Below are 22,345 nucleotides of genomic sequence, written 5' to 3'. Positions count from 1 at the left end.
ATCTCTTCTGTTCCATTTTTTACCCCTTATATGATAAAATGGAATCAGGAGTAAACGCTGGTAGTGGTATACCGTGCTCCTATCCGAGGTCGTGGGGAATGCCCCCACGCCTCATTATGGCGTACGGCGGTCGGCTTTGATTAATCTTAAACCCGAAGTAAGCGGCTGCCATTCACGCAGTGGCTTCTTCACCAGTAGTTAGAACCTTCCGCCGGCTCTCTGATTCCGTCAAACCAGAGTACCACTTTTTCCCAGCCTTTTATATCATGCCATCTTAAACGGTGGCGCGGCTTGACCGCGACATCCGCTTTGAAGCTTTGTTATGTGATTTTTTTTTAATTAATAATTTTAATTCAAATAAAACTAAAATTATTATACCTATTACAAAACATATTTGATAAATAAAAAATATTTTTTTTTCTTTTTTTAAGGAAACCTTATTGCCTCGCCGTAATTTAATTTCTTTTGTATAAAATGAAATCAAGACATTATTTATTAACCATATTATTACAAATGGCAATGCGATGATTTCTTTATGAAGCAAAACTAAAAAGATAAATGCTATGACTAAAAATATATAATTTACTATTCGTAGAATTTCTCCAGTTTCCGAAACTTCTTTTTTATTTTTTATTCGCTTATTTGTCATAGTCTTAAAGTTTAATTCATTTATTCAGCAAGCTTGACTTGCTGAATAAATATACCTATTTTAAAAAGTTCCATAATTCATTTTTATCTTTATGAAGATGCATTTTTTCTTTTGCATCATAAACATATACTTCATAATTATTATTTTCTGTATAATAATCTATTAATATTACATCTGATGGAATAAGATAAAAATAATGATCTATAAAATATTCTAATAAAGTCTTGCAATATTTTTGATTAAAACTCATTTCAACAAAAAATAATTTTTTATATTTTTTAGGAGCAAGATAAAATGAGAACATTGCATCAGACCAATTTTTTATTTTTGCAGAAGGAGCATTGCCTGTCTCTGTCCAAGTCTGCGATTTACATTCGACAAGAATAGAATTATTTCCAAAATCAAATGCATGTTCTTTTTTTGCATTTATTCCAATTTCAACTTTTGTTTGGGGCTCTACAGTAATTCCATTATTTTCTAAAAAAAATAAAATTTTATTTTCAAAATCTTTGCCTGCTTGGGTATTTGAACTTACTCCTTTTCTTTGATAAGGTCTGTTTTCCATTTCTTTTCCTTCTTAATCAAGCGCCCCAGTGCGGGCGTCCACATAACAATGGGTTGTACCGCACGCAGCTTGACTGCGTGTCGGCTACGAACCTCTTGTTATACGAAATTATATCTTGTAAACATTTTCATTTTCTTATTCTTTTATGATGGAAATGTCTATTTTTATAGAAGAAACTCTTCTATTTTGAATTTTACTTTTTTAAGCGGCGTAAAGCCGCGTACTATCGCTACCTTGCTCATCCCTAAAGTTTAATTACATTTTATAAAGCAAGCTCGACTTGCTTTATAAAATATTCCAATTTATAATCGCTTCTTCGTCCAAGCCCTAAAGTTCAATTTCAAAAATTGGGCAAGCTTGACTTGCACAATTTTTATACCATGTTTATATATTACTTTTTCTTCTGTTACAGTCAGCACAAAGCATCTGACAGTTTTCTGCAACTGTTTTACCGCCTTTACTCCATGGTGTAATATGGTCTGCCTGCATTTCTTCGATTGTGAAAGTTTTTCCGCATTTCGGGCAAACGCCTTTTTGTTTCTCAAAGGCGGCACGAGCCATTTTTGGAGTGAACGCACGGATTGAAAGATGTTTTTCTTCTCCGCTTAAAAGATACTCGTAAATTCCAGAGTTATTTGTTACATCGCCATCTTCCAAAAGTTCAACAATATTTGCCTCAAGAGTTTTTGCATCATAAGTATTCTTGCTGTATTTATTGAAGAAAACACCCCAATCACGACCTTTCATTTCTTTACGATAGTTTGGAAAAATAACTTGAACCCAATCAATAACACTTTTAAAGTAAAGCCAAAGCTCGTTGCAGTTTGTATCGTGCTGATGTTTTGCCATGTAATCTTCAATTTCAATTCCGTCACGATTGCAAATCCAGAGCAATGCTGTTTCAAGATAATCCTGTCGGATTGCAGAACCATTTAAATATTTGTCTGCAATTTGAGTAGCGGCACAGCCTGTTTTTGAAAAATATTTTTTTGCTTCTGTAAGCCATTCACCTGTGTAAATTGCATTACGCAATTCCTGATTTGTAAGTTGTTCACCTGCAATGTTGATAGTTTTAAACCAATCAAGTTTTTCTTTGTCGTTTCCCTCGCAGATGTAAATCATGAGCTTATAATTTAAGATCTGTTCCTGTTCGGTTTTCGTAAGATTTTGAAACATTCTATGGTCAAGGGAAAATTCTCCGTTTACATACTGGCACAAACTGATTGTTCTTTGCTGTCCGTCCAAAACCTCAAAGTTTCCGTCATCGCTTTTTACCCAATACATAACATTAAGCGGAAAGCCCTTTATGACAGTGCGGATAACTTCATCTCTCTGTTTTTCTTTGTAGATGAATTCACGCTGATAAGCCGGGCGGATATTAAGGCGACCGTTATAGCCTGTAACGCCGTTTTCTGCATTATCGCTGTATTTTTCTGCAACTTCTTTTACTGTTATTTCATTAAGTTTTATGTTCATTTTGTTTTTCCCTGTTTCCTTAAGAATTTTAACTCGCTTAAATTAAGCATATCTTTTCGGGCAATATTTATTAATTTATCTGACATTTCTCCAAGTTGATTGTAAAATTGCTTTCCTTTTTCTATATTTGTGAAATCAATTCTGTTTTCAAATAGAAAACGATTTAAGCTTAAAAGTTCATTTCTGATTTCATCGCTAATCCAAAGATTGCTTTTTGTTAATTCTGTCATTAAAGCGATACATTCATTTTGAAACGGATTTTGTTCTGCAGAAAAAATAAAATGATATGGTCTGCCGTCTGAATCTTGAACAGCAGAAGAAAAGAAATATGCGATTCGGTCTATTTTTTCATAAGCCGCAATTCTTTTATCAAGTAATCTTTTATGATATTCAAGTTCGTATTCAAATTTACGCTGTCTTTTAAATACAAGGGTAGGTAAAAGCCAAGAAATAAAGGTAGCCAAAATCCCGCTACTTAAAACTGTAACAATAGTTTCTTTCATCGTTTACTCTCCTTTGTTTATTCGACGAATTAGAATTCTTCGATATAAAGTTTTACCGTTGATGACATTTATATCATCTGAAAAATCCTGTCCATCGTGATAACGGCTGTCGCCTAAAATTTCAAATTGAGATGGATTGAATTTATCCATAAAAGTAATAGGAACACCCATAACTCCAAAATAGTCACACGGAATATCTACAGTTTTGCTGACTTCTATTGCATCATAATTGTCATATTTTGGATATGCTTCGGGCGTGTAGTTTCGGAACAAAACCATATCCTCATGGCGTTTTTCGATGTCGAGGTTTGTAAAGAAACAGATGTTTCCCATTCTCCGCCATTTCTGACCGTTTTCGTCAATTTTAAAATCAGTCGCTTTTTCTTCATAACTGTCAGGCACTTTAAACCAAAAATGTCCGCTGTTATAACCAAGCCAAATTTTGTTATCACGAATTAAAGGCAAGATTTCACGGTATGTAATTGCATTCTGATTGCCAAGTATTATGAAGTCTTTTTTGAACTCTACAAGTTGCGCTACATACTCACGAAAAAGGCTGAACGGTGGATTTGTAACAACAATGTCTGCCTCTTTCAAAAGTTCAATACATTCCGCGCTTCTAAAATCACCGTCACCCTTTAAAAGCTCACGGGTATTATTCTTGTTTTTCAAAAGCCATTCTACATCGCTTAAATCTACAGCACCGTCATTGTTGTAATCTGCAACTTCTGTAATCTGAACTTTGTAAGGTTTTCGCTTATCGCTTGCTCGTTCTTCTTGCGGCTCTTCCAAATCTGGAAATAAACTTAATTCTCTTTGGGCAATGGGAGATGTAGCGTAGCAAGTTGAAATGAGTTTTCTAAGTTTTAAGGCGTTGAAGTTCATTGCAAAGAATTTGAAAAAGTTACTTTCGTAAGGGTCGTCACAATTGCAAAGAACCGTTTTGCCTTCAAAATGTTTTCTGTAATGTTTTAGTTCGTTTTCTACGAGTGAGAGTTGTGTGTAAAACTCATCAGCCTTATCTGCTCTTGAAGCATGTAAATTACTGTTTCCTGCCATAGTAACTTTACAATATCATAAATTCCTAAATTTTTCTATAAAACAAAGCGCCCCAGTGCGGGCGTCCGTATAACAAAATTTCTCCGTATCAGTTGTAAGAAGTTTATACTGCAAAAAGTGTCAGTGTAAAATCTTACATCATTTTACTTATTCCTTAGTATACAACACTTTCACGAATTTATACAGATTTTTACACGGATACTGGTAAGTTGGTAAGTTTTACATTTTATCCAGAGGACTTATTACACCACCGGCTCCGCGATTCAGGACATGGGTATAAATCATTGTTGTACTCACATCGCTGTGGCCAAGAAGTTCCTGGATTGTCCTTATATCGTATCCGTTTTCCAGCAGGTGAGTTGCAAAAGAATGACGAAAGGTGTGGCAACTTGCGTTTTTATTGATGCCAGCTTCCAAAATGGCCTGTTTTACGGCACGCTGCATAAGTGATTCATCTAAATGCCATCTGCCTTCCTCTCCTGTCTGGGTATTTTTCCATCTATTTTTTTGTGGAAAAAGCCATTGCCATTTAAATTCCTTGCTTCCGCCCTGATACTTATCAGAAAGAGCCTGGGGAAGTTTTACTGAGCCAAAACCAGCCTTTAAATCTTCTTCGTGAATTTTTCGTAAATTTTCAAAAACAAAAAACTATTTCTTAAAACTTCTTGTCTTTTGTTTTTGTACAAGCTCTTCTCCCTTATCTCAAACCAAAATAACAGAACGCGGCTACCCACATACTTATTTTTTCCAGCTGTTCTGAATCTGTAATTTCCTCTGATATTATTTTGCCATCTGTAGAGCGGAATTCAACATTAACTTTTTTTGCAAAGCAAAAATCTTCAATTGCCATGTCATCCCATAGTCTGTATGAATAAGTATTGTCCTCACTGTTGTAGGAAACACCTTTTTCAACAATTGTTTCTTCGCCATTTTCTTTTGTAATGCTCAGCCTGAAAAATCCTGCGTTTTCATCGTCTGATTTGCGGTTTTTTATTATCAAGTAAAAATATCCCTCATTTCCTTTTAGAAAAAAGGTTCCTGAGCCAGACAAGTCAAAAGCCGCAAGCTCCGGATAATGAAAATGAAAAAAATCAGCCGCAGAAAATGAGCGCATGGTTTCATCCTGAAAGTAAAAATCAATTTTATCCAACCGGTATTCATTCTCTCCTAAAAATGAGTCTGTCAGACTGACCTCAGAACAACCGCCAGGAATCAAATCGAGCTTGACAAGCAAACTTGTATAATCAGGATTTCCTGTGCTGAAAAAAAATATTTCCGCCTGCGTGATTTTTTTTGCAGAAATATTGGCGAATTCCAAATACGGAGAAGAATACTTGTCTTTTTTTAAACAATAATTTGATGGATAAACTAGTGCAGGAACGGTAACCCCGGAATATTCCTGCCAGGCATAATTCATGGCTTTGCCTATAAAATCAGGATAATTCAACATAAAATGATAGCTGCTGGAAACATAATATTTTTCAGCAGTTGTTGATGCTTCTAAATCACCGGATGAAAGTTTAGCTTTGTTTTTATCGCGGGCTATAGTGCAGGAACTCAATGATAAAAATAAAAGTAACAGCAAAATGAATTTTTTCATAGAGTCAGAATAAAATACGGGCTTTTTAAAATCAATGGAAAGCAACTTCAACAACGTACGGAAAGTTCCGGGACACTCAGATTTTTTTTATAAATACTCATTGACTATTTTTTTACCTATTCATAATGCGTCCACATTCTGAGGATACGGACGATTTTTTCAGTCTGAAAAACTTCATAGACTAGTCTGTGCTGAATATTTATTCGGCGGAAAAAAATCCGGTCAGGTCACCGACGAGTTTTTCGTAAGGTGGAAGATTCTGGAATAGGTTGATTTTCAGGATTTCAATGAGATTTATCACGTTCTGCTTTAAATTTGACTGTTCAATCTTTTTGGTGTCTTTTACTGCCTGTTTGGAATATTTTATTGTCTACATTACCAGCCGATGTCCTCAACGCTGTCTTCAAGTGGCTCTTTGCTAGCTTCGATGATGGATTTCTTCATTCCCGGAACAGAGCACAGGTAAAGCGTTTCCTGAGTTGCAGTTGCTGTGATTATTGACATAAAATACCTCCATGTTTAGAACGTGCATATTTTCGTACGTTTAGTCAAGAATGTTTTTTTCCCTTATGCGCCGTAATCACCGTGTAGCTGTGCGCATTTACGGTGATTGTGCAGCCGTCTGTTTTTATGTACCAGTTTTTTCCCTGACGGAAGATTTTATTGGTGGATTTTCCGTCGTTTTCGCCAGATTTTTCATTTTCAATGTTTTTTGCCGCGGAAAGAATTGTGTTTTTGCACCAACCAATAACATCGTCGGTCATAAGTCCAAGATTCCGTTTTATGCGGACAACGCCGAGTTCCGTTGTGTGAAGTTTTTCAAGATTTTCTAAAAGTTCGCTTGTCATTTTTGTTGTCTTGTATGGAAAAATCATGTTGCCGCGAAAAAATGCCAGATAGACTTTATTTTACCGGCGTAAAAACTGGTTGTTCTGTATGCGTATTTTCTGAATGTCCGTGGTGGTGTTCTCCGTGGTGATGGTCGCACTTTGCATCCGGATTGTCTTTTAGTGTTCCTGCCAGAAACGCTTTTACCGCATCGTCCGGATTTCCTGTGATTCCTGCAATCTGTTTAAGGCCGGCATTGTTCAATGCGTCGATTGCTCCCTGGCCGCGGTTTCCCAAAATCAAAGTTTCGATTCCAAGATTTTTAAGGTATGTCGCCAGGTCGTGGTGTCCGAAGCCTCCGTTGTCAATAACTTTTGAATCGGCTATTTTTCCGTCTTCTATCGTGTAAACCTTGAAATTCTGTGTTTTTCCAAAATGCTGAAAAATAGAATCTGTTGAAATATCGTAAGTCGCCGCAATTTTCATTTTTGCCTCCGAAAACTGGTGTGGCTGTAAGCCGTAAATCAGTTTGAATTAAGATAAAATTTTATTCTTCTTATTATATCAAGATTGGCGGATAAAACAAAGTCAACATGAAAATCCGAAATGTTTTGAGAATATGCGCAGAATGGAAAAAAGTTTAGTTTTTTGAGTTTACAAGTTCAAAACTTTGTTCTGTCAGCGCGCAGAGTTTTTCCCAGTCGGCCGCTTCTGTCAAAAGCACTGTAATCCAGTATTTTTTGTTCATGTGCCACGCCGGAAAAACCGTGATTTTGTCTGTGATTTCTGGAATTATTTTGGGGTTGGCTTTCAGGTTTACGGCAAAAACCTCTTCATCGCCAGAGAGCCCGAGCCGGGGAAATTTTATCTTGATAATAAGGGCGAACCATTTTTTGTTTTTGCAGCGGAACACTGTGTATTCAGGCGTGTCTGACCATGGATTGTCGCCTTTGCAGCCAAATTTATTTTGAATAAAGTCCATGTATTTTTTCTTTGTGTCCGAAGTCTTGCAGCATTGGGAGCGGAAAAGTTCAATAATTTTACGAACCTGATTTCTTATTTCGCCTACAAAACTTCCGTTTGCATTTTCCACATCGAACAGAACGTAACGCTCATCTGAGCCGGATTCAAAAACTTTAGCGGTAAGAAAGTTTCCTTTCAGTTCGATTATTGAATAAAAATCGCCGTTCAGAATGTTTTTTCTGCAAAAATAAGAGCCGTTTTTTTCTTCAAAGCCAAATTCCGCAAGTTTTTCCGGCAAAACTTTTGATGTTTTCAGAATGTATGAATAATCCATTTTATGCTCTTTGTAAATAATAGTTCCAAGGCAAAAAAAATGCAATTTGTTGCTGTTTGTCGCGAAAAAAATTGTTTATTGGTTTATATTGAAAAATAATTTATATGCCGAAATAATGGTAGGACACAAAAATGACTGGACCGGATCCGAATAAAGTTTACCCTAACGAGAACATTCGTCAGGTTGTGTTTATAAAGAATGTAGTGAAGCGGGCGAACATCGTGGTAGGCGATTACACTTACTACGACGACCCGGACGGCGCGGAAAAATTCGAGGAGCACGTGACGCACCATTACGATTTTCTGGGCGACAGGCTGGTTATCGGAAAGTTCTGCGCGATTGCGCGTGGAATCGAGTTCGTGATGAACGGTGCTAACCACAGGATGCGCAGCGTGACGACTTATCCGTTCAATATCATGGGCGGCGGCTGGGAAAAGTTCTCGCCAAAACTGAAGGACTTGCCGTTCAAGGGCGATACGGTCGTGGGAAACGATGTGTGGATCGGGCAGAACGTGACGGTGATGCCGGGCGTTCACATCGGAGACGGGGCGATTATCGCGGCGAATTCAGTTGTGGTGAAGGACGTTCCAGCGTATTGCGTCGCGGGCGGAAATCCGTGCCGGGTAATCCGAAAAAGGTTCGACGACGGGCTGACGGAATATCTTCTGAGCTTAAAATGGTGGGACTGGGACGCAGAGAAGATTTTCCGCAATATGGAAGCCCTGTGCAGCGGCGACTTGGAGAAAATCAGAAATATTAAGGATATATAGACATGACGGAACATATCGTTCATCCTTTTGAGCCGTTTTTTAGGGCGGATTCAAAAATATTGATTGTAGGAAGCCTGCCGTCCGTAAAGTCGCGGGAAAATGGTTTTTATTACGGACATCCGCAGAACCGTTTCTGGAAAATGCTGGCGATGATTTTTTCTGAAGAAACGCCGTTATCAATAGAAGAAAAAAAGCGCTTTTTGGAAAAACACAAAATCGCCGTGTACGATTCAATAAGTGAATGTACGATTTGCGGCTCATCGGACAGTTCAATAAGTAATGTTGTGCCTTCGGACATTGAAAAAATTGTGTCCGCCTGTAAAATTACAAAAATTCTTGCAAACGGCAAAACCGCCGCTAAATATTTTCTAAAATATCAGGATAAAAACTTGTGTTCCATGCTGAAAACTCTTCCTTCCACAAGTCCGGCAAATGCCGTTTATTCAGTTCAAAAACTTGTTGAAATTTGGGGAAATGAGTTTTAAAAGTTTTTGCGTAAAATTATTCCTGGAACCAGTCTTCAACCCTTAAAAAAGAGCGTTCTGCCGCTTCCTCAAAGTCTGCTGTGTTGCGAGTTACTAAAACCATTCCGTTTGCGATTGCTGTTGCCGCAATTTGAGTATCGCAGTAGGGAAGGGTTTTGCCTTCTTTTGCACATTGCCCGGAAAGCTGGCCGCAGATTTCTGCCGCAAAACCATCGTAAGGAATTATTTCGAATTCTTCTTCATATAGTTCAAAACATTGTTTTAAGTAATTTTTACGTTTTCCTTCGGGCATTTTTGAAAGTCCAAATACAAGTTCTTGCCAGGTTACGGCAGAAATTGCACACATATTTTTTCTTGCTGTATATAATGCAAGAACCTTTTGATTCGGATTGTCTTTTGTGAATTCCGAAACAATGTTTGTGTCAAGAAGATAAACTTTGTTCATTTTTACTCCTATAAAAAAGTCTAATAAAGTTGCAATGCAAATTTTTAAAGTTGTGAATAAAATTATTCTTCAAAAATAACCCTGTTTGGATCCTGATAAACTTTCGGCCGAAGAGGAATTCCTTCGTCATTCAGAACATCGGCATATTCTTTTTTTAGTTCTGCAAGTTTTTCCAGGAATGACGGTTTTTCCATTTTTTCGTATTCTTCATAGCTTATAATTACCGCAACAGGTTTATCGTAGCGTGTAAGTTCTACAGGTTCGCCTCTTTCCGCGATTTTTACAAAATTAGAAAGGTTGTTTCTTGCCTCGTAAATTGAAGTTCTGCACATAGACACCTCCAGGATATTTTATATAAAAAATAATAGCATGTAAAAAACATATAGTCAACATTAAAAATGTTAGCCAACATAAAGGCAAAAGATGATGAATAAAGCGTATTGCAATTCGTGAGGGTATGGAAGCCCTTTAGTCGACCGCAGGCGCAGAGCGGCGAGGACGATGAGCGGTTAGCGAAGGCTGGAACACCCGACGGCGAAGCCGGCACGCCCGGAATCTTTGGTTTTTGATTTTTCTGAATGTAAAATGGTTTGTGCGTGGTAAAATTTGCCCGAAATGTGTTTTGGGATTATATTGGAAGTATCTGGCTTTTTTGATGCATGAAAATTTTTGAAAACAAAAAGGGGGTAAGATAAAACAGGCGAAAATGGCGTCTGTTGTTGTCTTGACTTTTTATAGGAGGCATAATAAAAACTTTGCCTAAAATGACGTCAAAGTTTTTATTTAAAAGTTTGCGTTGCAAACTTTATCATCAATTGCAATTTCTCACTTTGTTGCGAAATTGCGTTAAAAAATCAAATCGGAAATTGATATTTCCTCATTGATTTTTTACAGGAGGTAGTTATGAAAAAAACTCTTGTTTCTTTTGGAGCGCTTGCTTTGGTTGGAATGGCTGGCGGGGCTGGTTTTGCGGAGGAATTTCCTGACGCTCAGAAAACGTTGCCTGCTTCAATGGGCTGGATGCAGGGATTTCCGCCTGCGCAGGAAAAAACGCTGCATGCTTCTGACGGTTCTTTTTTTGAATTTCCGGCTCTGCGCTACAGCGTAAATCATATGAGGGAATTTTATCCGACACGCAATGTTTCTTCTGGAAACGGCAAAAAGTATTCGGTGAAGCAAAAACTTGACCCTAAAATTGACAATGTTACTTTTACTCCCTGGGATTCCGACAAGACAATGACTTTTGAAGAGTCCCTGGATGCGAACTACACAGACGGAATTATCGTCATGCATAAGGGAAAAATCGTCTACGAAAAATATCCTGCGGGACTAAAGCCGGACGGTCTGCACGCGGCTATGTCGGTAAGCAAGTCGTTTACAGGAACGGTAGCTTCTATTCTTGCCGCGGAAGGAAAGCTTGATCCTTCTAAAAAAGTAACGGACTATATTCCTGAATTAAAGGATTCTGGTTATGCGGATGCGACTGTCCGCCAGGTTATGGACATGACAACCGCCATAAAGTACAGCGAGGACTACAACGATCCTAATGCGGAAATCTGGGCTTACTCGGCCGCAGGAAATGTTTTCCGCCCGATAAATTACCGTGGTCCGCAGAACTACTACGAATATCTTGCGACTGTAAAAAAACTTCCTGATTTAGAGCACGGAGAGGCATTCGGGTACAGGACAATCAACACTGAACTTTTGGCCTGGATTTGCTCCCGTGTAACAGGACAGGGGCTTGCGGAAATGGTTTCCGAAATGATTTGGAAGCCTTTAGGCGCGCATTATGACGGTTTCTATCAGCTAGATCCTTCCGGAATAGCATTTGCTGGCGGCGGATTTGACCTTAACTTGCGTGATATGGCAATGTTCGGCGAGATGATGCGTAACGGCGGTAAATTGAACGGAAAGCAGATTATTCCAGAAAAAGCCGTAAAAGACATAGCATCTGGCGGTTCTTCCGAAGAATACAAGGCGGCGTTTGCAAAAAGCGACTATACAAAGTTAAAAGGCTGGAGCTACCACAATATGTGGTGGATAACAAACAATTCCCACGGAGCATACATGGCGCGCGGTGTTCACGGACAGGCAATATACATCGACCCTGCTGCGGAAATGGTGATTGCACGGTTTGCTTCAACCCATTATGCTTCAAACAAATACATCGATCCGCTTTCAATTCCGGCGTACGAAGCGGTCGCTGAATATCTTATGAAAAAATAATTTTATAGTGAAGGGCGGTTGGCCGCCCTGCGCTACAAACCTTGCGGAAGGTGAGGCTGTCTTTCAGAATGGTAAGGTTGGCGCTTTCTGTTTCTTTCCACTTGTTCAATTTTCGGATTCAAAAAAATCGATGTCCGGGCTGTTTAGTCTTCCGCTGTGTAATGCGCGCGCTCGCCGCCAATCAGTTTTGGTCTTGAGTATGCCGCCGTAACGTAAGCTTTTCCAATAAATTTCTGTTCCGGATGGACTGGAACGGCGACTTCTTTTATATGCATTCCAATCAGCGTGCTTCCGATGTCAAGTCCTGCGGCGGCTTTTACGTGCTCAACCACAACAGGCTCCTTAAAGCCGTAGTAGGCTGCTGTTGCAAACGAGCCTCCTCCGTGAATCCACGGCACAACGCAAACTTCTTCAAGACCGAATTTTTCGGCGCACTCACGCTCAACAACAAGCGCGCGGTTCAAGTGCTCGCAGCACTGGCAGGCAAGAAAAATTCCTTTTGAAGAAAGAACCCGGTTCGCCGTCTCAAAAATTGTTTTTCCTGTTTCCTCGCTGGAATTTTTTCCGATTGAGCCGCCGGTAACTTCGCTGGTCGAACATCCGATTACAAAAACCGAGCCTTTTTTCTGCGGATGGGAAGCGAGCAAGTCTGTAATTATCTTTTCAAGCTGAGCGGAAATTTCAGAAAGGGATTCCACCGTTGTCGTTTTATTTTCGTTCTGATTCATAATTTTGTCCTTATGGGCAGAATGATATCACAATTTTTATTTTTATGCAGAGAGTTTTTTTCCTTCTTGCTTCTAAAAAACAAGCTTCTCATTTCCTGTAAGAAAATCGAGTGCGTTTATGTTTCGGATTCCGTTGAAGTCTGAATTCAGATTTCTGTCCATTGTGATAAGAATCCTTGGGTACGAGTCCGGAATGTTTTTGAAGGCGGCAAGCTCGCGTTTCAGCGTCTCCTCGTCTTTTACGGTTTCTGCGACCTGGATGTAGAAGAGTGAGGTCTGGTTTTTTGCCACAAAATCTATTTCGGCGTCGAGGTTTCTTCCTGTGTAAACCGTAAAATGCTGCCGCCTAAGCTCAAGAAAAATCTGGTTTTCAAGAATGTGTCCCATGTCGATATTTCTATAACCCAAAAGCATGTTCCGCAGTCCTGTGTCGGCGATGTAGTATTTTGAGATGTTTTTCAGAAGCTCCTTTCCGCGCACATCGTAGCGTTCGACCCTGTAGACTAGGAAACATTCCTCAAGAAAGTGCATGTAGTTTTCGACTGTGGGCTGGCTTGTTTTTCTTCCGGAGCTTGTAAGTGTGTCGCTGATTTTTTTTGAGGTGCAGAAATTTCCGCAGTTCTGGAACATGAATTTTATTACGGCTTCAAGAACCGCGACGTCCTTTATCTGATGCCGCCTTGCTATGTCCTTTACGATTATCGTGTTGTAAACTCCGTTCAGGTACTGATATGCGCTTTCTGTGTTCTTTTTGAGCTGGACTGTGAACGGCATGCTTCCGAATTTTACGTAGTCGTAATAGTTTTCTTCGGTCGTCTGAGCCGGAAAATTATTTTCCTTTATGCATTCAAGGTATTCGCAAAATGAAAACGGAAGCATGTCAATCGTAACGTATCTTCCGCTTAAAAGAGTGGCAAGTTCACCAGACAGCAAGTCCGCGTTCGAGCCTGTAAGATACAGATCCACGTTTTTGCAGTTGAAAAGTGTTTCTACCGGCTTCTGAAAATCCTTGCACAATTGAACCTCGTCAATAAAAACATAGTTCATCCTGTCTTCCAAAAGCGCGGATTTTATAAACGCATAAAGATTGTGATATTCCAGTAAAAGCTCGTTGTCCAAGTCGTCAAGCCTGATGTAAGTAATCTGCCTCTCTGAAACGCCTCTTTCCAAAAGGCTCTGCATGAATTGTTCCATGAGCACGGATTTTCCGCAGCGGCGTATTCCTGTCAGAACTTTTATGACCTGCTTGTCTTTGAATGCTTCTATACTTTGAAAATATGTGTTTCTTACCATTTATTCAAAGTGTACTTTGAAAATTATTATAAGTCAATGTTATTTCAAACTATACTTTGGAAAATCTGTGCAGTTTGCTTTGTTCTGTCTATAATTTTCTCCGGTTTTTTGCTATAATGTCCGCATGATTCAGATTTTTGGAACAACAAAAAATTTTGACACAAAAAAAGCGCAGATGTGGTTCAAGGAACGGAGGATTCCTTTTCAGTTTGTAGATTTAAAGGAAAAAGAGATGAGCCGCGGCGAATTTGAAAGCGTAGTGGAATCGGTTTCGCGTGCGGCCGGCTCCAGGGCAGAAGCGGTTGAGCTTTTGGCGGACAAAAACTCAAAGGATTACGCATCGTTCGCGTATCTTGATGACTATGACAAGGAAGAAAAACTTTTTGAAAACCAGCTTCTTCTGAAACTTCCTGTTTGCCGCAACGGAAAAAACGCCGCCACCTGCGGTCTTGAAGTGAAAATCTGGGAAGGGTGGAAATGACGCCCGGAAACTTAGGACCGGAAAAAGTTTTTGACAAGAATCTTCCGCGCTGCAAGTGGTGCAACCTGAACAATCCAGAATATGTCGCCTACCACGACAATGAATGGGGAAAATTTTCTGAAAAAAGCACGGACGACAAATATCTTTTTGAAATGCTGACGCTCGAAAGTTTTCAGGCCGGGCTTTCCTGGGAATGTATCTTGAACAAGCGTAACTATTTCCGTTCTGCATACGATGGGTTCGACCTTGAAAAAGTGTGCGGCTACGGCGAAGAAAAAATCGCGGATCTTTTGGCGAATCCCAAAATCGTTAGAAACCGCTTGAAAATAAAGGCAAGCATTTCAAACGCAAGAATTTTCAGGGCGGTTTGCCTTGAGTACGGAAGTTTCTTTAATTTTATAAAAAAGTTTCTGGACGAATATTTGAGTAGAACCGCCTGTGCAGAAAGCGGCGGCACGGAAAATGCAGAGAATATTGCGGAAAAAGCCGCTCTTTCCGCAATAAAAATAATTCACGAAACAGGCAGGTCAACGAACGGCCTTTCAGACGCAATCTCCGCGGAACTAAAAAAACGCGGAATGAAATTCATGGGCAGCACGATTGTCTACTCATTCTTGCAGGCAATCGGCGTGATTTTTTCGCATGAGGAAGGCTGCTTTTTGTTTGGAATGGAAAGGTGAGAGTTTTCTAGGAAAAGTTTTTTGCAGATAACATTAAACCATTTTTCATTTTTGCTCGGAAGCATTGAATGTAATCTGCAGTATATTTATTCTGCGCTTCAAGGCGGAGCAATAATGCATAGTTAGACAAATGATGACAAAGTCATGATTGCATGGTGCAATGACGGCATAAGACCAGTTACTTTCAAAATTGAAAGAACAGATGTTGAAGACTGAAAGATAATTTGAAGAAGTGAAAAGCCGCCGCTTTCTTCAAATATTCGTTTAAAAGGCGGAAACAAAAATTTTCAAATGAGAAAAAAACTGACTGGCAAACTCCAGCCGCAAGCCCAGTTTTTGCAAAACCAAGTATCCCGCAGCCAGAGCAAATATCTTTCTAAAAGCCTTACCTCAAGCTCCTTGGAAGCTTTATCACGTAAATCACATCGTTATCAATTCTGCCTGTTCCTGGAAGTTTTTTCTGCACAAGCTGGTTGTTTTCAACATTGATTGCAAAGTCGTTGTCGTTCGCCACGGCGATTGTATTGCTGTCCAAAATCCAAAGGCCTTCAAGCTTGTCGTGCGGATATTTGTTCGGAAGATATTCCACAAGGTCAACAAGGAATTCTTTTTTTACAGGCTTAATTCCAGCGGCCTCAATCTCTTCTGTTGTGCACTGCTCAAGAGTTTTTCCGTTTATTAGAAGACCTTCTTTCGATTCAGGATTTTCTCCTGTTATGTCTGTCGCGTCTTTAAGGTCAATTTTGAAAAGATACTTATGTGCTTCTTTTTCGCCGGAAAACTTTCCGTCGCGTTCAATTACGACAAATTCTGTGTTTGAAAGCGCCGTAATTCCGCAGGTGGAATCTGTCTCTTTGTTTTGAATATAAGCGTACTGCTTTGTGCTGCCAGTTTTAATGTCAAAAGTTACAATGCGAACAAGCTGCTTGTTTGAAATTTCTTTCTTTGAAGGATTGAAAAGCGTGGACTGCATGATTCCTACAAGAGTTTTTTCGTCCGGAGTTATTGCAAGACCTTCCATTCCGCGGTTTGCACGGCGGCGCGCAAGAACTGCCGGAAGATGCCTTTTTCCTGTGTCCATTCCGAACGGGCTTATTCTTTCAATCTGCTTTCCGTCTGCATCGTAGTGGACAATGTGCGGACCGTATTCATCAGAAATCCAGAAAGTTCCGTCTTTCATCGCAACGATTCCCTCGCTGTCAAGCCCGTATTCGTCTGTTCCAAGAATGTTTCCGTCAAGGTCGTAGGCAATTTCTCCAGTCGCGCCTTTTCCGTTTGGGTTTGGAAGACCGGTTATCTCTTTTCCGTCAGGAGATTTCAGTGTGATTTCTTTTACGAGCGAAACTGAGCCGTCTTTGTTAATCTTGAAAAGTCCGATTCTTGGAGCGTAAGAAGAAAACGGGAACATTTTTCCTTTTCCGCTGTTCCCCTTAAAATCGATGTTCGGACCGCGGTCTGTTACTAAATAAAATAGACTTGAATCCGTTGGATGGGCGCACGCGTCTGAGCCGTATCCGCCGTTTTGAATTTCCACGCCGTCATTTGTTTTTGCAAGAACAGTGTAGGGAACTTCGCTTCCGTTCAAGCCGACTTTTTCAAACGGAGAAACTGAATCTGCTCCAGTCTTTGATGTTGAAGCACAGGAAACCGGCAAAAAAGCCGCCATTGCAGCCAGTGCATAAAATAATTGTCTTTTCATAAAAACCTCGTTGATTATGTTTTACAAAAAGATAAATGCCGACTATAAAATTTCAATTAAGAAACTGTTAGTTTAAGGATAATTTATTTTTTTTCTAAGCCATAAAATCTGGCGGTCCGGCAATCACCTGTGGCGCTTGCCGTCGCTATGTCCGCAACTTGCTGCGCGCGGTCCTCACTTTGTTCGGACTGCCTCCGGCATTGCTCCCAGCGCTACCGCATCCGCCTAAAAAAGTTCCTTTAGATTTTCTAAAACTTCCACATCCGCAGGAAGCCATTTTACGCTTTTAAGCTTTTCCTCGGAAAGCCATGCCGCGTTCTCGTGCTCAAGCAGAGTAAGCTTCCCGGAAACAATTGAGCACAAAAAACATTCCATTGTCAGATGAAAAGCAGGGTAGTCGTATTCAACCGTGCAGAGTTTTCGTTCTGCCCGGATTTCCGTCGCAAGCTCCTCGCGTATTTCCCGCACAACCGCCTGTTCCGCGCTTTCTCCATCTTCAATCTTTCCGCCCGGAAACTCCCACCAGTCCTTCCATTCACCGTAGCCACGCTGCGTCGCAAAAACCAGCTTTTCGCCGCCAGCCGCAGTACGGAAAATTACCGCCGCAGAAACGTGGATTTGCTTGAGCGGTGTGGTTTGGATTTTACAATCGTTTTTTGTTATATTTGCGTTATTCATTTTTTTTAGTCCTTTTTTTGTAAAGTCAATTATCGCTGTTTTTTCCCATTTTGTCAGTGCGTGTTATAAAGTCGTTGAAAAGCTCGTCAGGAACACGGCTATGAAGAGCGAATCTCATTGTGATTGGCTTGTTGCCTTCTGCACTGTCCGGAAAAGTTGAAACCTGACCAAGATAAATGAACGGCTGGGTTATGTTTTCTACTTTTTCAAATTTGCGTACAAAAAGATGAAGTCGGATTTTTCTTTCGATGTTGCGGATTAAGTTCTGTCCGACTTCAGAATTTTGCGTTGTGCTGTTTGGCGACTGCCACTGAAAATGTTCCGGCGTTATGAATTTGTCAGCATAATTTATTGAATCTTTTATGTCCGCATCCTTGTGCAGGTTCACAAATAGAAAATAATCTGGCTTTGCGGAAGTTATAAGTCCTTGTCCGCGGAACGAAGAATGGATTTTTGTATAGTCGCATAAAAGAGCCGTGTCGCGCATCGTGTATTTTTGGTAAAGCTTTAAAAACGGCAAAGTTCCGTTTTCAGAATAATCATCTGAGCCGAATTCGTTTTGGTAACGCAAAAGATTGTATTGAATCAAGTCTTCTACCCAAAGCTTCTTTTGTGCGGAAAATCTTGAATTTTCAAGGGAATCGACCGTGTTTTTATTGAATGAAACTGAAGTTCCGTCAAAATTAAAAATCGCCTTTTCGTACCGTGTTTTTTCGCTTGTGTCAAAATATGTTCCGCTAAGCGTCTGGCAGGCATGAACGATAGAAGTTTTATTCACAAAAGAAAGGTATTTTCTTGCCTTTTCTGCAATTTCATCAACAGAAGCAAAGTAATTTTCGGAATTAAAAATTGTTTCTGCGATAATCCATTCTTCCGCGCGTCTTGCAGGCGAATAAAAACTTAGAAGCTGCATAATCTGCCTGAAAGATTCGTCTTCGTTAATCAGAGAAAATTCAGAATGCGCTTCTTTTTCAATGTATGCGGCAAAATCAAAATACGTCTTGTAGTTCGGGCTGAAAAACGTAAACCGCACAGGATCAATGCTTCCGTCATGCTTTAAGTAATCAACAAGAAACGGGACTTTTCCGCCGCATACGTGCTTAAACGAAAAATATGATTCTTTCATATATTTAAGCGACATGAATTTTTCATTTTCAAGCTGGCGCAGAATCTGTTCCTTTGTGATTTTGTCCATGTGAATGTAAGTTCCGTTCGGCAAGTCCGCAAAATCATTTGCAACTTCAAGCTTCAATGAATCGCGGTCGTAATCCTGCTTTCCGTTCAGGGCAATCGCCATCAAGAAAGACTTTTTGTAGTTTCCGATAAAGTCCAGAACTGTTACGAATTCTTTGCCGTCCAGTTTGCGCAAGCCTCGTCCAAGCTGCTGAATAAAAATTATTGAAGAGTCAGTAGGACGCAGCAGCAAGACTGTGTTTACTGATGGAATATCAATTCCTTCGTTAAAAATATCGACTGAAAAAATGTATTGAAGCGGAGAATTGTCATCTTCCAAAAGACGTGCATATTTTTCGCGGACTTCAACGCTGTCATCTCCTGAAAGAGCAACCGCAACTTGTCCATTATTTTTTGAAAGTCTTTTGTTAAATTCTTCCGCCATGTATTTAGCATGCTTTACAGTCGCGCAGAATCCAAGAGCTTTTGTCTTTTCGCCATCGTGTCCGTAGAAATTCATTCTTTCAATGATGTAATCAACGCGGCGGTTCACCATGAGCATATTTGCAATTTCTTCTATATACTCGCTTGTTCCTGGCTCGGCCTTAATTTTTGAATAGTCGATTCCTTCCGCATCTGTAAGCCCAAAATAGTGAAAAGGGCAGACTAAATCATGCGAAAGCGCGTCCCTTAGCCGGATTTCTACGGCAACATTGTTGTCAAAAATTGAATATATGTCGCCATTGTCGCTTCGCTCTGGAGTTGCTGTAAGACCGAGCAGAAAATCTGGAGTAAAATATGCAAGAATATTTTTGTAGCTTTCGCTTGACGCATGGTGGGCTTCGTCTAAAACGATATAGTCAAAAGCATTTTTGTCAAATTCCTTGTAATGCCGGCTTAAAGTATCGCGTGTTGCAAAAAGATACTTGCAGTTTTTATCTTTCTGGCTTCCTGTGAAAAATCCTGATGAATAATTTTCTTCTGTTGCGGAGCAGATTGTGTCAAAAGATTCCTTCGCCTTTTTCAGAATGTCCTCGCGGTGAACAATAAAAAGCAGATGGTTGGGTTTTACCTGCAGCGCGTCAAAGACTGACATATAGGTTTTTCCGCTTCCGGTTGCGGCGATTGCAAGCGCTTTTTTTGCTCCGGTTTTTCTAAGCCGGTCAAGCTTTACAATCGCTTCCTGTTGCATTTCGTTTGGCTGGATTATGGACGGGGAATTTTCGTCTGTAAAACTGTTGTATGAAAATAAAAGTTTTGATTCCTGCTTTTGGTGGCGTTTTACTTTTGCAAGATAGTCGCGGTAAGAAATCAAAAATTCGTCGGAATATTCTTTTGCCCACGGACTTTTCCATAGAGTTTCAAATTCGTCAAGAACAGATTTTGTAAAAACTCCGGGCTCCTGCCGCTCCCCGCAGTTTTCATTTTGAAGGACATTCCATTCAACATTCGTCTTTAACGCACGGCCTGTTATGTTTGAGGAGCCTATTATGACAGTCCATTTTTCTGATTCAAGGCTGGTTTTATGGAACAGATAGCCTTTTGCATGAAAGCCGTCATTTTGTGTCGGCGGAACATAAATCTTAAGATGAATATTTTTGAATTTGGAAAGCCGCTCAAGAACTTGCGGACTTGTCATTTCCTTGTAGGTTGTTGTAAGAATTTCACCGTGAATATTGCGCGTTTCAAGAGCTTTTAGTGTTTCAAGCAGAACCTGAAGTCCGCCATAAGTTATAAACGCCACGCTTATTTTGAACTGGGAGCAACTGTTAAGATTTTCAATAAGCTCATTGTAAAAACTGCGGACAGGTCCGTTTGTTATAAGGAAAGATTCTTCCATAATACCGCCGAAACCTTTATTTTGTGGTGAAAAAGTGCTCCAAAAAACGGACGTTTTTTGTGCTGATATTTTCTTCGTTTTTTTGTGATGTCTGCATTGTATTCATATTTTTCTCAAGACTGAATTATAACAAGAAAATGCTCTTGCGTCAAAATCGTGAAGCAATATCATGAAACCCGGTTCAGATGCGGCAAGGATTGCTACGTGCAAGCACGCTGCGAGATTTTGCCGGTGCAAAACTCGTTTTTTTTTACGTGTGCGCTTTTGGCGCACGACCTTGCCTGCGGCAAGGCTTGGAACACCTGCGGAGCAGTTCCGAAACGAAGTGGAGGAATGAGCCGCGGCTAGTCGGCGAAGTGTGGAAAGCCTGATTTTTTCGGAGCGGAACGGAGTGAAGCGAGGAAAAAAGCCGCCCGGAAAAATTTTAACCAAGGAGCTGAAGTGTTCTTGTTATATTTTCTGATGAATCCAAGCGTCTTTTTGAAATGAATTTTTGGACGGTTTTTCGGTGGACGCCGTAAAGATTTGCAATCCGGTTTATGGAGATGCCTTGAAGAAGCATTATTGTTGTGCCGAGTTCCGCGCCGTCGAGTTTTGAGGAGGCGTTTTCTGTTCCGAGCGGACGGCCGAGTTTTTGTCCTTCCGCTTTTTTTCGTTCAAGGGCTTCTTTTGTGCGCTGGCTGATAAGGTTTCGTTCGATTTCTGCGGAAAGCCCGAATGCGAAGGCCAGAACTTTTGACTGGATGTCGTCGCCAAGCCTGTAGCCGTCTTTGATTGTCCAGACGCGCGCGCCTTTTTCCATAAGTTTGTTCAAAATCGACATTATCATAAAAAGGCTTCTTCCGAGCCGCGAAAGTTCGGAGCAGATTATGAGATCGCCTTTTTGGATTTTTTCAAGAAGTTTTCCAAGCTCGCGGTGCTCCGGCGTAATCGTTCCGCTCGCTGTCTCTTCAATCCAAGTTTCTACAGAAATTGAGTTCCGTTTTGCAAATTCCTGAATCTCGAACCGCTGGTTTTCTACAGTCTGCCTGTCCGTGCTTACGCGAATGTATCCATACGTCATTATTTGAATATACTTAAAATTTTAAGGATTGTGCAAGATTTTTTTCAGTCGTGATAATGTGTTCCGCACTGAACGATTTCGATGATGTTGTTTTCTATTTTATAGACAATTCTGTTGTAGTCGTCAATGCGGCGGCTGTAATAGCCTGAAAGATTTCCTTTTAACGGTTCGGGCTTTCCGATTCCGTCATATCCGCCACGTTCAATGTCTTTAAGAAGCGCGTTTGCTTTCTTGAGAAGTTTTTTGTCGTTTTGGAGCGTCAAATAGTCTTCCCAAGCCTCGTCATGCCATATTTTTTTCATGTTTTAAACCTCAATAAGTTCATGCTCAGCACAGTTAATTCCATTTTTCATATCTTCAATGTTTTTCAGCAAATGCTTCTGGTTCTCCTCGCTGTAAAACGGATCTTCGGAAGAAATTTCAAACGGAATGCGATGCTCTCGGATTACTTTTTTTGCGAACAGATTGAACGCACCGGAAATTGAAAGCCCGACGTCCTTGCAGAATTTTTCAAACTCCTTCTTTGTTGTGTTATCCATCCTTACGCTTACATTCATCATAAAATCACCTCAAAATAAGTCAATATAAGTTATCTATACTTAAAATTTACATTTTTTATTCTGTTTGTCAAGTTTTTTATATAAAAACTATTCTGACTTGTCAAAAAAAATCATCCGTTATGGAACACCGCAAATGGAGAAAAGTGATATGTAAAACGTCCGTTTTTTGGAGCACTTTTTCACCACAAAATAAAGGTTTCGGCGGTATTATGGAAGAATCTTTCCTTATAACAAACGGACCTGTCCG

25 protein-coding genes and 1 pseudogene are annotated in these 22,345 nt (G+C 40.1%); 5 read left to right on the top strand and 21 right to left on the bottom strand.

Annotated elements, in window-relative coordinates; translation table 11 throughout:
• Positions 1–274 precede the first annotated feature (274 nt).
• The 11 genes and pseudogenes from B5D47_RS07280 to B5D47_RS07225 all read right to left on the bottom strand — a co-directional run bounded on the left by B5D47_RS07280 (position 275) and on the right by B5D47_RS07225 (position 7,977).
• Complete coding sequence (locus B5D47_RS07280; protein ID WP_078931177.1) at positions 275–649, bottom strand: hypothetical protein; 375 nt, start codon at positions 647–649, stop codon at positions 275–277.
• Positions 650–704: 55 nt separating this feature from the next.
• Positions 705–1,214, bottom strand: coding sequence for a hypothetical protein (locus B5D47_RS07275; RefSeq protein ID WP_078931176.1), 510 nt, complete (start codon positions 1,212–1,214; stop codon positions 705–707).
• A 384-nt stretch (positions 1,215–1,598) separates the two neighbouring features.
• Entirely contained in the window at positions 1,599–2,690 is a 1,092-nt protein-coding gene (locus B5D47_RS07270) for a GmrSD restriction endonuclease domain-containing protein (protein ID WP_078931175.1), read from the bottom strand.
• Positions 2,687–3,193, bottom strand: coding sequence for a hypothetical protein (locus B5D47_RS07265; RefSeq protein WP_078931174.1), 507 nt, complete (start codon positions 3,191–3,193; stop codon positions 2,687–2,689). Before B5D47_RS07265 ends, B5D47_RS07270 begins: the two co-directional genes overlap by 4 nt.
• 3 nt (positions 3,194–3,196) lie before the next feature.
• A complete protein-coding gene (locus B5D47_RS07260; protein WP_078931173.1) occupies positions 3,197–4,252 on the bottom strand; it encodes an adenine-specific methyltransferase EcoRI family protein in 1,056 nt (351 codons plus the stop codon).
• A 219-nt stretch (positions 4,253–4,471) separates the two neighbouring features.
• Positions 4,472–4,888: pseudogene (locus B5D47_RS07255) on the bottom strand (tyrosine-type recombinase/integrase); the annotation flags it as partial.
• A gap of 61 nt (positions 4,889–4,949) precedes the next feature.
• Positions 4,950–5,852: a hypothetical protein gene (locus B5D47_RS07250; protein WP_143592633.1), complete on the bottom strand. Its 903-nt coding sequence runs from the start codon at positions 5,850–5,852 to the stop codon at positions 4,950–4,952.
• A gap of 375 nt (positions 5,853–6,227) precedes the next feature.
• Positions 6,228–6,356 carry a hypothetical protein gene (locus tag B5D47_RS11795; RefSeq protein ID WP_268811076.1) on the bottom strand — a complete coding sequence of 43 codons (129 nt, stop codon included), beginning with the start codon at positions 6,354–6,356 and terminating at the stop codon, positions 6,228–6,230.
• Between the two features lie 44 nt (positions 6,357–6,400).
• Positions 6,401–6,727 carry a DUF3781 domain-containing protein gene (locus B5D47_RS07235; protein ID WP_234969963.1) on the bottom strand — a complete coding sequence of 109 codons (327 nt, stop codon included), beginning with the start codon at positions 6,725–6,727 and terminating at the stop codon, positions 6,401–6,403.
• Between the two features lie 28 nt (positions 6,728–6,755).
• The gene (locus tag B5D47_RS07230; protein ID WP_078931171.1) at positions 6,756–7,166 is read right to left on the bottom strand and encodes a NifB/NifX family molybdenum-iron cluster-binding protein; all 411 of its coding nucleotides are present in this window, start codon (positions 7,164–7,166) and stop codon (positions 6,756–6,758) included.
• Between the two features lie 154 nt (positions 7,167–7,320).
• Positions 7,321–7,977: an MmcQ/YjbR family DNA-binding protein gene (locus B5D47_RS07225; RefSeq protein ID WP_078931170.1), complete on the bottom strand. Its 657-nt coding sequence runs from the start codon at positions 7,975–7,977 to the stop codon at positions 7,321–7,323.
• A 131-nt stretch (positions 7,978–8,108) separates the two neighbouring features.
• Between B5D47_RS07225 and B5D47_RS07220 the strand changes: the two genes are divergently transcribed.
• Complete coding sequence (locus tag B5D47_RS07220; protein ID WP_078931169.1) at positions 8,109–8,747, top strand: Vat family streptogramin A O-acetyltransferase; 639 nt, start codon at positions 8,109–8,111, stop codon at positions 8,745–8,747.
• A gap of 2 nt (positions 8,748–8,749) precedes the next feature.
• Entirely contained in the window at positions 8,750–9,232 is a 483-nt protein-coding gene (locus B5D47_RS07215) for a DNA-deoxyinosine glycosylase (RefSeq protein WP_078931168.1), read from the top strand.
• A 16-nt stretch (positions 9,233–9,248) separates the two neighbouring features.
• On the opposite strand, the gene B5D47_RS07210 is transcribed toward B5D47_RS07215, so the two are convergent.
• Entirely contained in the window at positions 9,249–9,677 is a 429-nt protein-coding gene (locus B5D47_RS07210) for a type II toxin-antitoxin system VapC family toxin (RefSeq protein WP_078931167.1), read from the bottom strand.
• Between the two features lie 62 nt (positions 9,678–9,739).
• Positions 9,740–10,009: a type II toxin-antitoxin system Phd/YefM family antitoxin gene (locus B5D47_RS07205; protein ID WP_078931166.1), complete on the bottom strand. Its 270-nt coding sequence runs from the start codon at positions 10,007–10,009 to the stop codon at positions 9,740–9,742.
• Between the two features lie 571 nt (positions 10,010–10,580).
• Between B5D47_RS07205 and B5D47_RS07200 the strand changes: the two genes are divergently transcribed.
• Positions 10,581–11,903 carry a serine hydrolase domain-containing protein gene (locus B5D47_RS07200; RefSeq protein WP_078931165.1) on the top strand — a complete coding sequence of 441 codons (1,323 nt, stop codon included), beginning with the start codon at positions 10,581–10,583 and terminating at the stop codon, positions 11,901–11,903.
• Between the two features lie 143 nt (positions 11,904–12,046).
• Here the strand turns inward: B5D47_RS07200 and B5D47_RS07195 are convergent, their stop codons facing one another.
• Positions 12,047–12,631: a TIGR01440 family protein gene (locus B5D47_RS07195; protein WP_078931164.1), complete on the bottom strand. Its 585-nt coding sequence runs from the start codon at positions 12,629–12,631 to the stop codon at positions 12,047–12,049.
• 72 nt (positions 12,632–12,703) lie between these two features.
• Positions 12,704–13,924 carry an ATP-binding protein gene (locus tag B5D47_RS07190; protein ID WP_078931163.1) on the bottom strand — a complete coding sequence of 407 codons (1,221 nt, stop codon included), beginning with the start codon at positions 13,922–13,924 and terminating at the stop codon, positions 12,704–12,706.
• A 124-nt stretch (positions 13,925–14,048) separates the two neighbouring features.
• Between B5D47_RS07190 and B5D47_RS07185 the strand changes: the two genes are divergently transcribed.
• Both B5D47_RS07185 and B5D47_RS07180 read left to right on the top strand, forming a co-directional pair.
• Positions 14,049–14,405, top strand: a complete 357-nt coding sequence (locus tag B5D47_RS07185) for an arsenate reductase family protein (RefSeq protein WP_078931162.1) — start codon at positions 14,049–14,051, stop codon at positions 14,403–14,405.
• On the top strand, positions 14,402–15,085 hold the full coding sequence (locus tag B5D47_RS07180; protein WP_078931161.1) for a DNA-3-methyladenine glycosylase I: 684 nt from the start codon (positions 14,402–14,404) through the stop codon (positions 15,083–15,085). Before B5D47_RS07185 ends, B5D47_RS07180 begins: the two co-directional genes overlap by 4 nt.
• 385 nt (positions 15,086–15,470) lie before the next feature.
• Here B5D47_RS07180 and B5D47_RS07175 read toward each other — a convergent pair whose 3' ends face one another.
• The 6 genes from B5D47_RS07175 to B5D47_RS07145 form a co-directional block, all read right to left on the bottom strand.
• Complete coding sequence (locus tag B5D47_RS07175) at positions 15,471–16,784, bottom strand: esterase-like activity of phytase family protein (RefSeq protein ID WP_143592631.1); 1,314 nt, start codon at positions 16,782–16,784, stop codon at positions 15,471–15,473.
• A 225-nt stretch (positions 16,785–17,009) separates the two neighbouring features.
• On the bottom strand, positions 17,010–17,462 hold the full coding sequence (locus tag B5D47_RS07170; RefSeq protein ID WP_078931160.1) for a (deoxy)nucleoside triphosphate pyrophosphohydrolase: 453 nt from the start codon (positions 17,460–17,462) through the stop codon (positions 17,010–17,012).
• A gap of 25 nt (positions 17,463–17,487) precedes the next feature.
• Positions 17,488–20,475, bottom strand: coding sequence for a DUF3427 domain-containing protein (locus B5D47_RS07165; RefSeq protein ID WP_143592629.1), 2,988 nt, complete (start codon positions 20,473–20,475; stop codon positions 17,488–17,490).
• Positions 20,476–20,899: 424 nt separating this feature from the next.
• Entirely contained in the window at positions 20,900–21,538 is a 639-nt protein-coding gene (locus B5D47_RS07155; protein ID WP_078931157.1) for a master DNA invertase Mpi family serine-type recombinase, read from the bottom strand.
• 44 nt (positions 21,539–21,582) lie between these two features.
• A complete protein-coding gene (locus B5D47_RS07150; RefSeq protein ID WP_078931156.1) occupies positions 21,583–21,840 on the bottom strand; it encodes a Txe/YoeB family addiction module toxin in 258 nt (85 codons plus the stop codon).
• Positions 21,841–21,843: 3 nt separating this feature from the next.
• Complete coding sequence (locus B5D47_RS07145) at positions 21,844–22,098, bottom strand: type II toxin-antitoxin system RelB/DinJ family antitoxin (protein ID WP_078931155.1); 255 nt, start codon at positions 22,096–22,098, stop codon at positions 21,844–21,846.
• Between the last annotated feature and the right edge of the window lie 247 nt (positions 22,099–22,345).

Origin of the sequence: Treponema berlinense, assembly GCF_900167025.1 — a bacterium.
In the GTDB taxonomy this organism is placed as follows: domain Bacteria; phylum Spirochaetota; class Spirochaetia; order Treponematales; family Treponemataceae; genus Treponema_D; species Treponema_D berlinense.
This window is presented reverse-complemented; position numbering and strand designations above follow the sequence as displayed.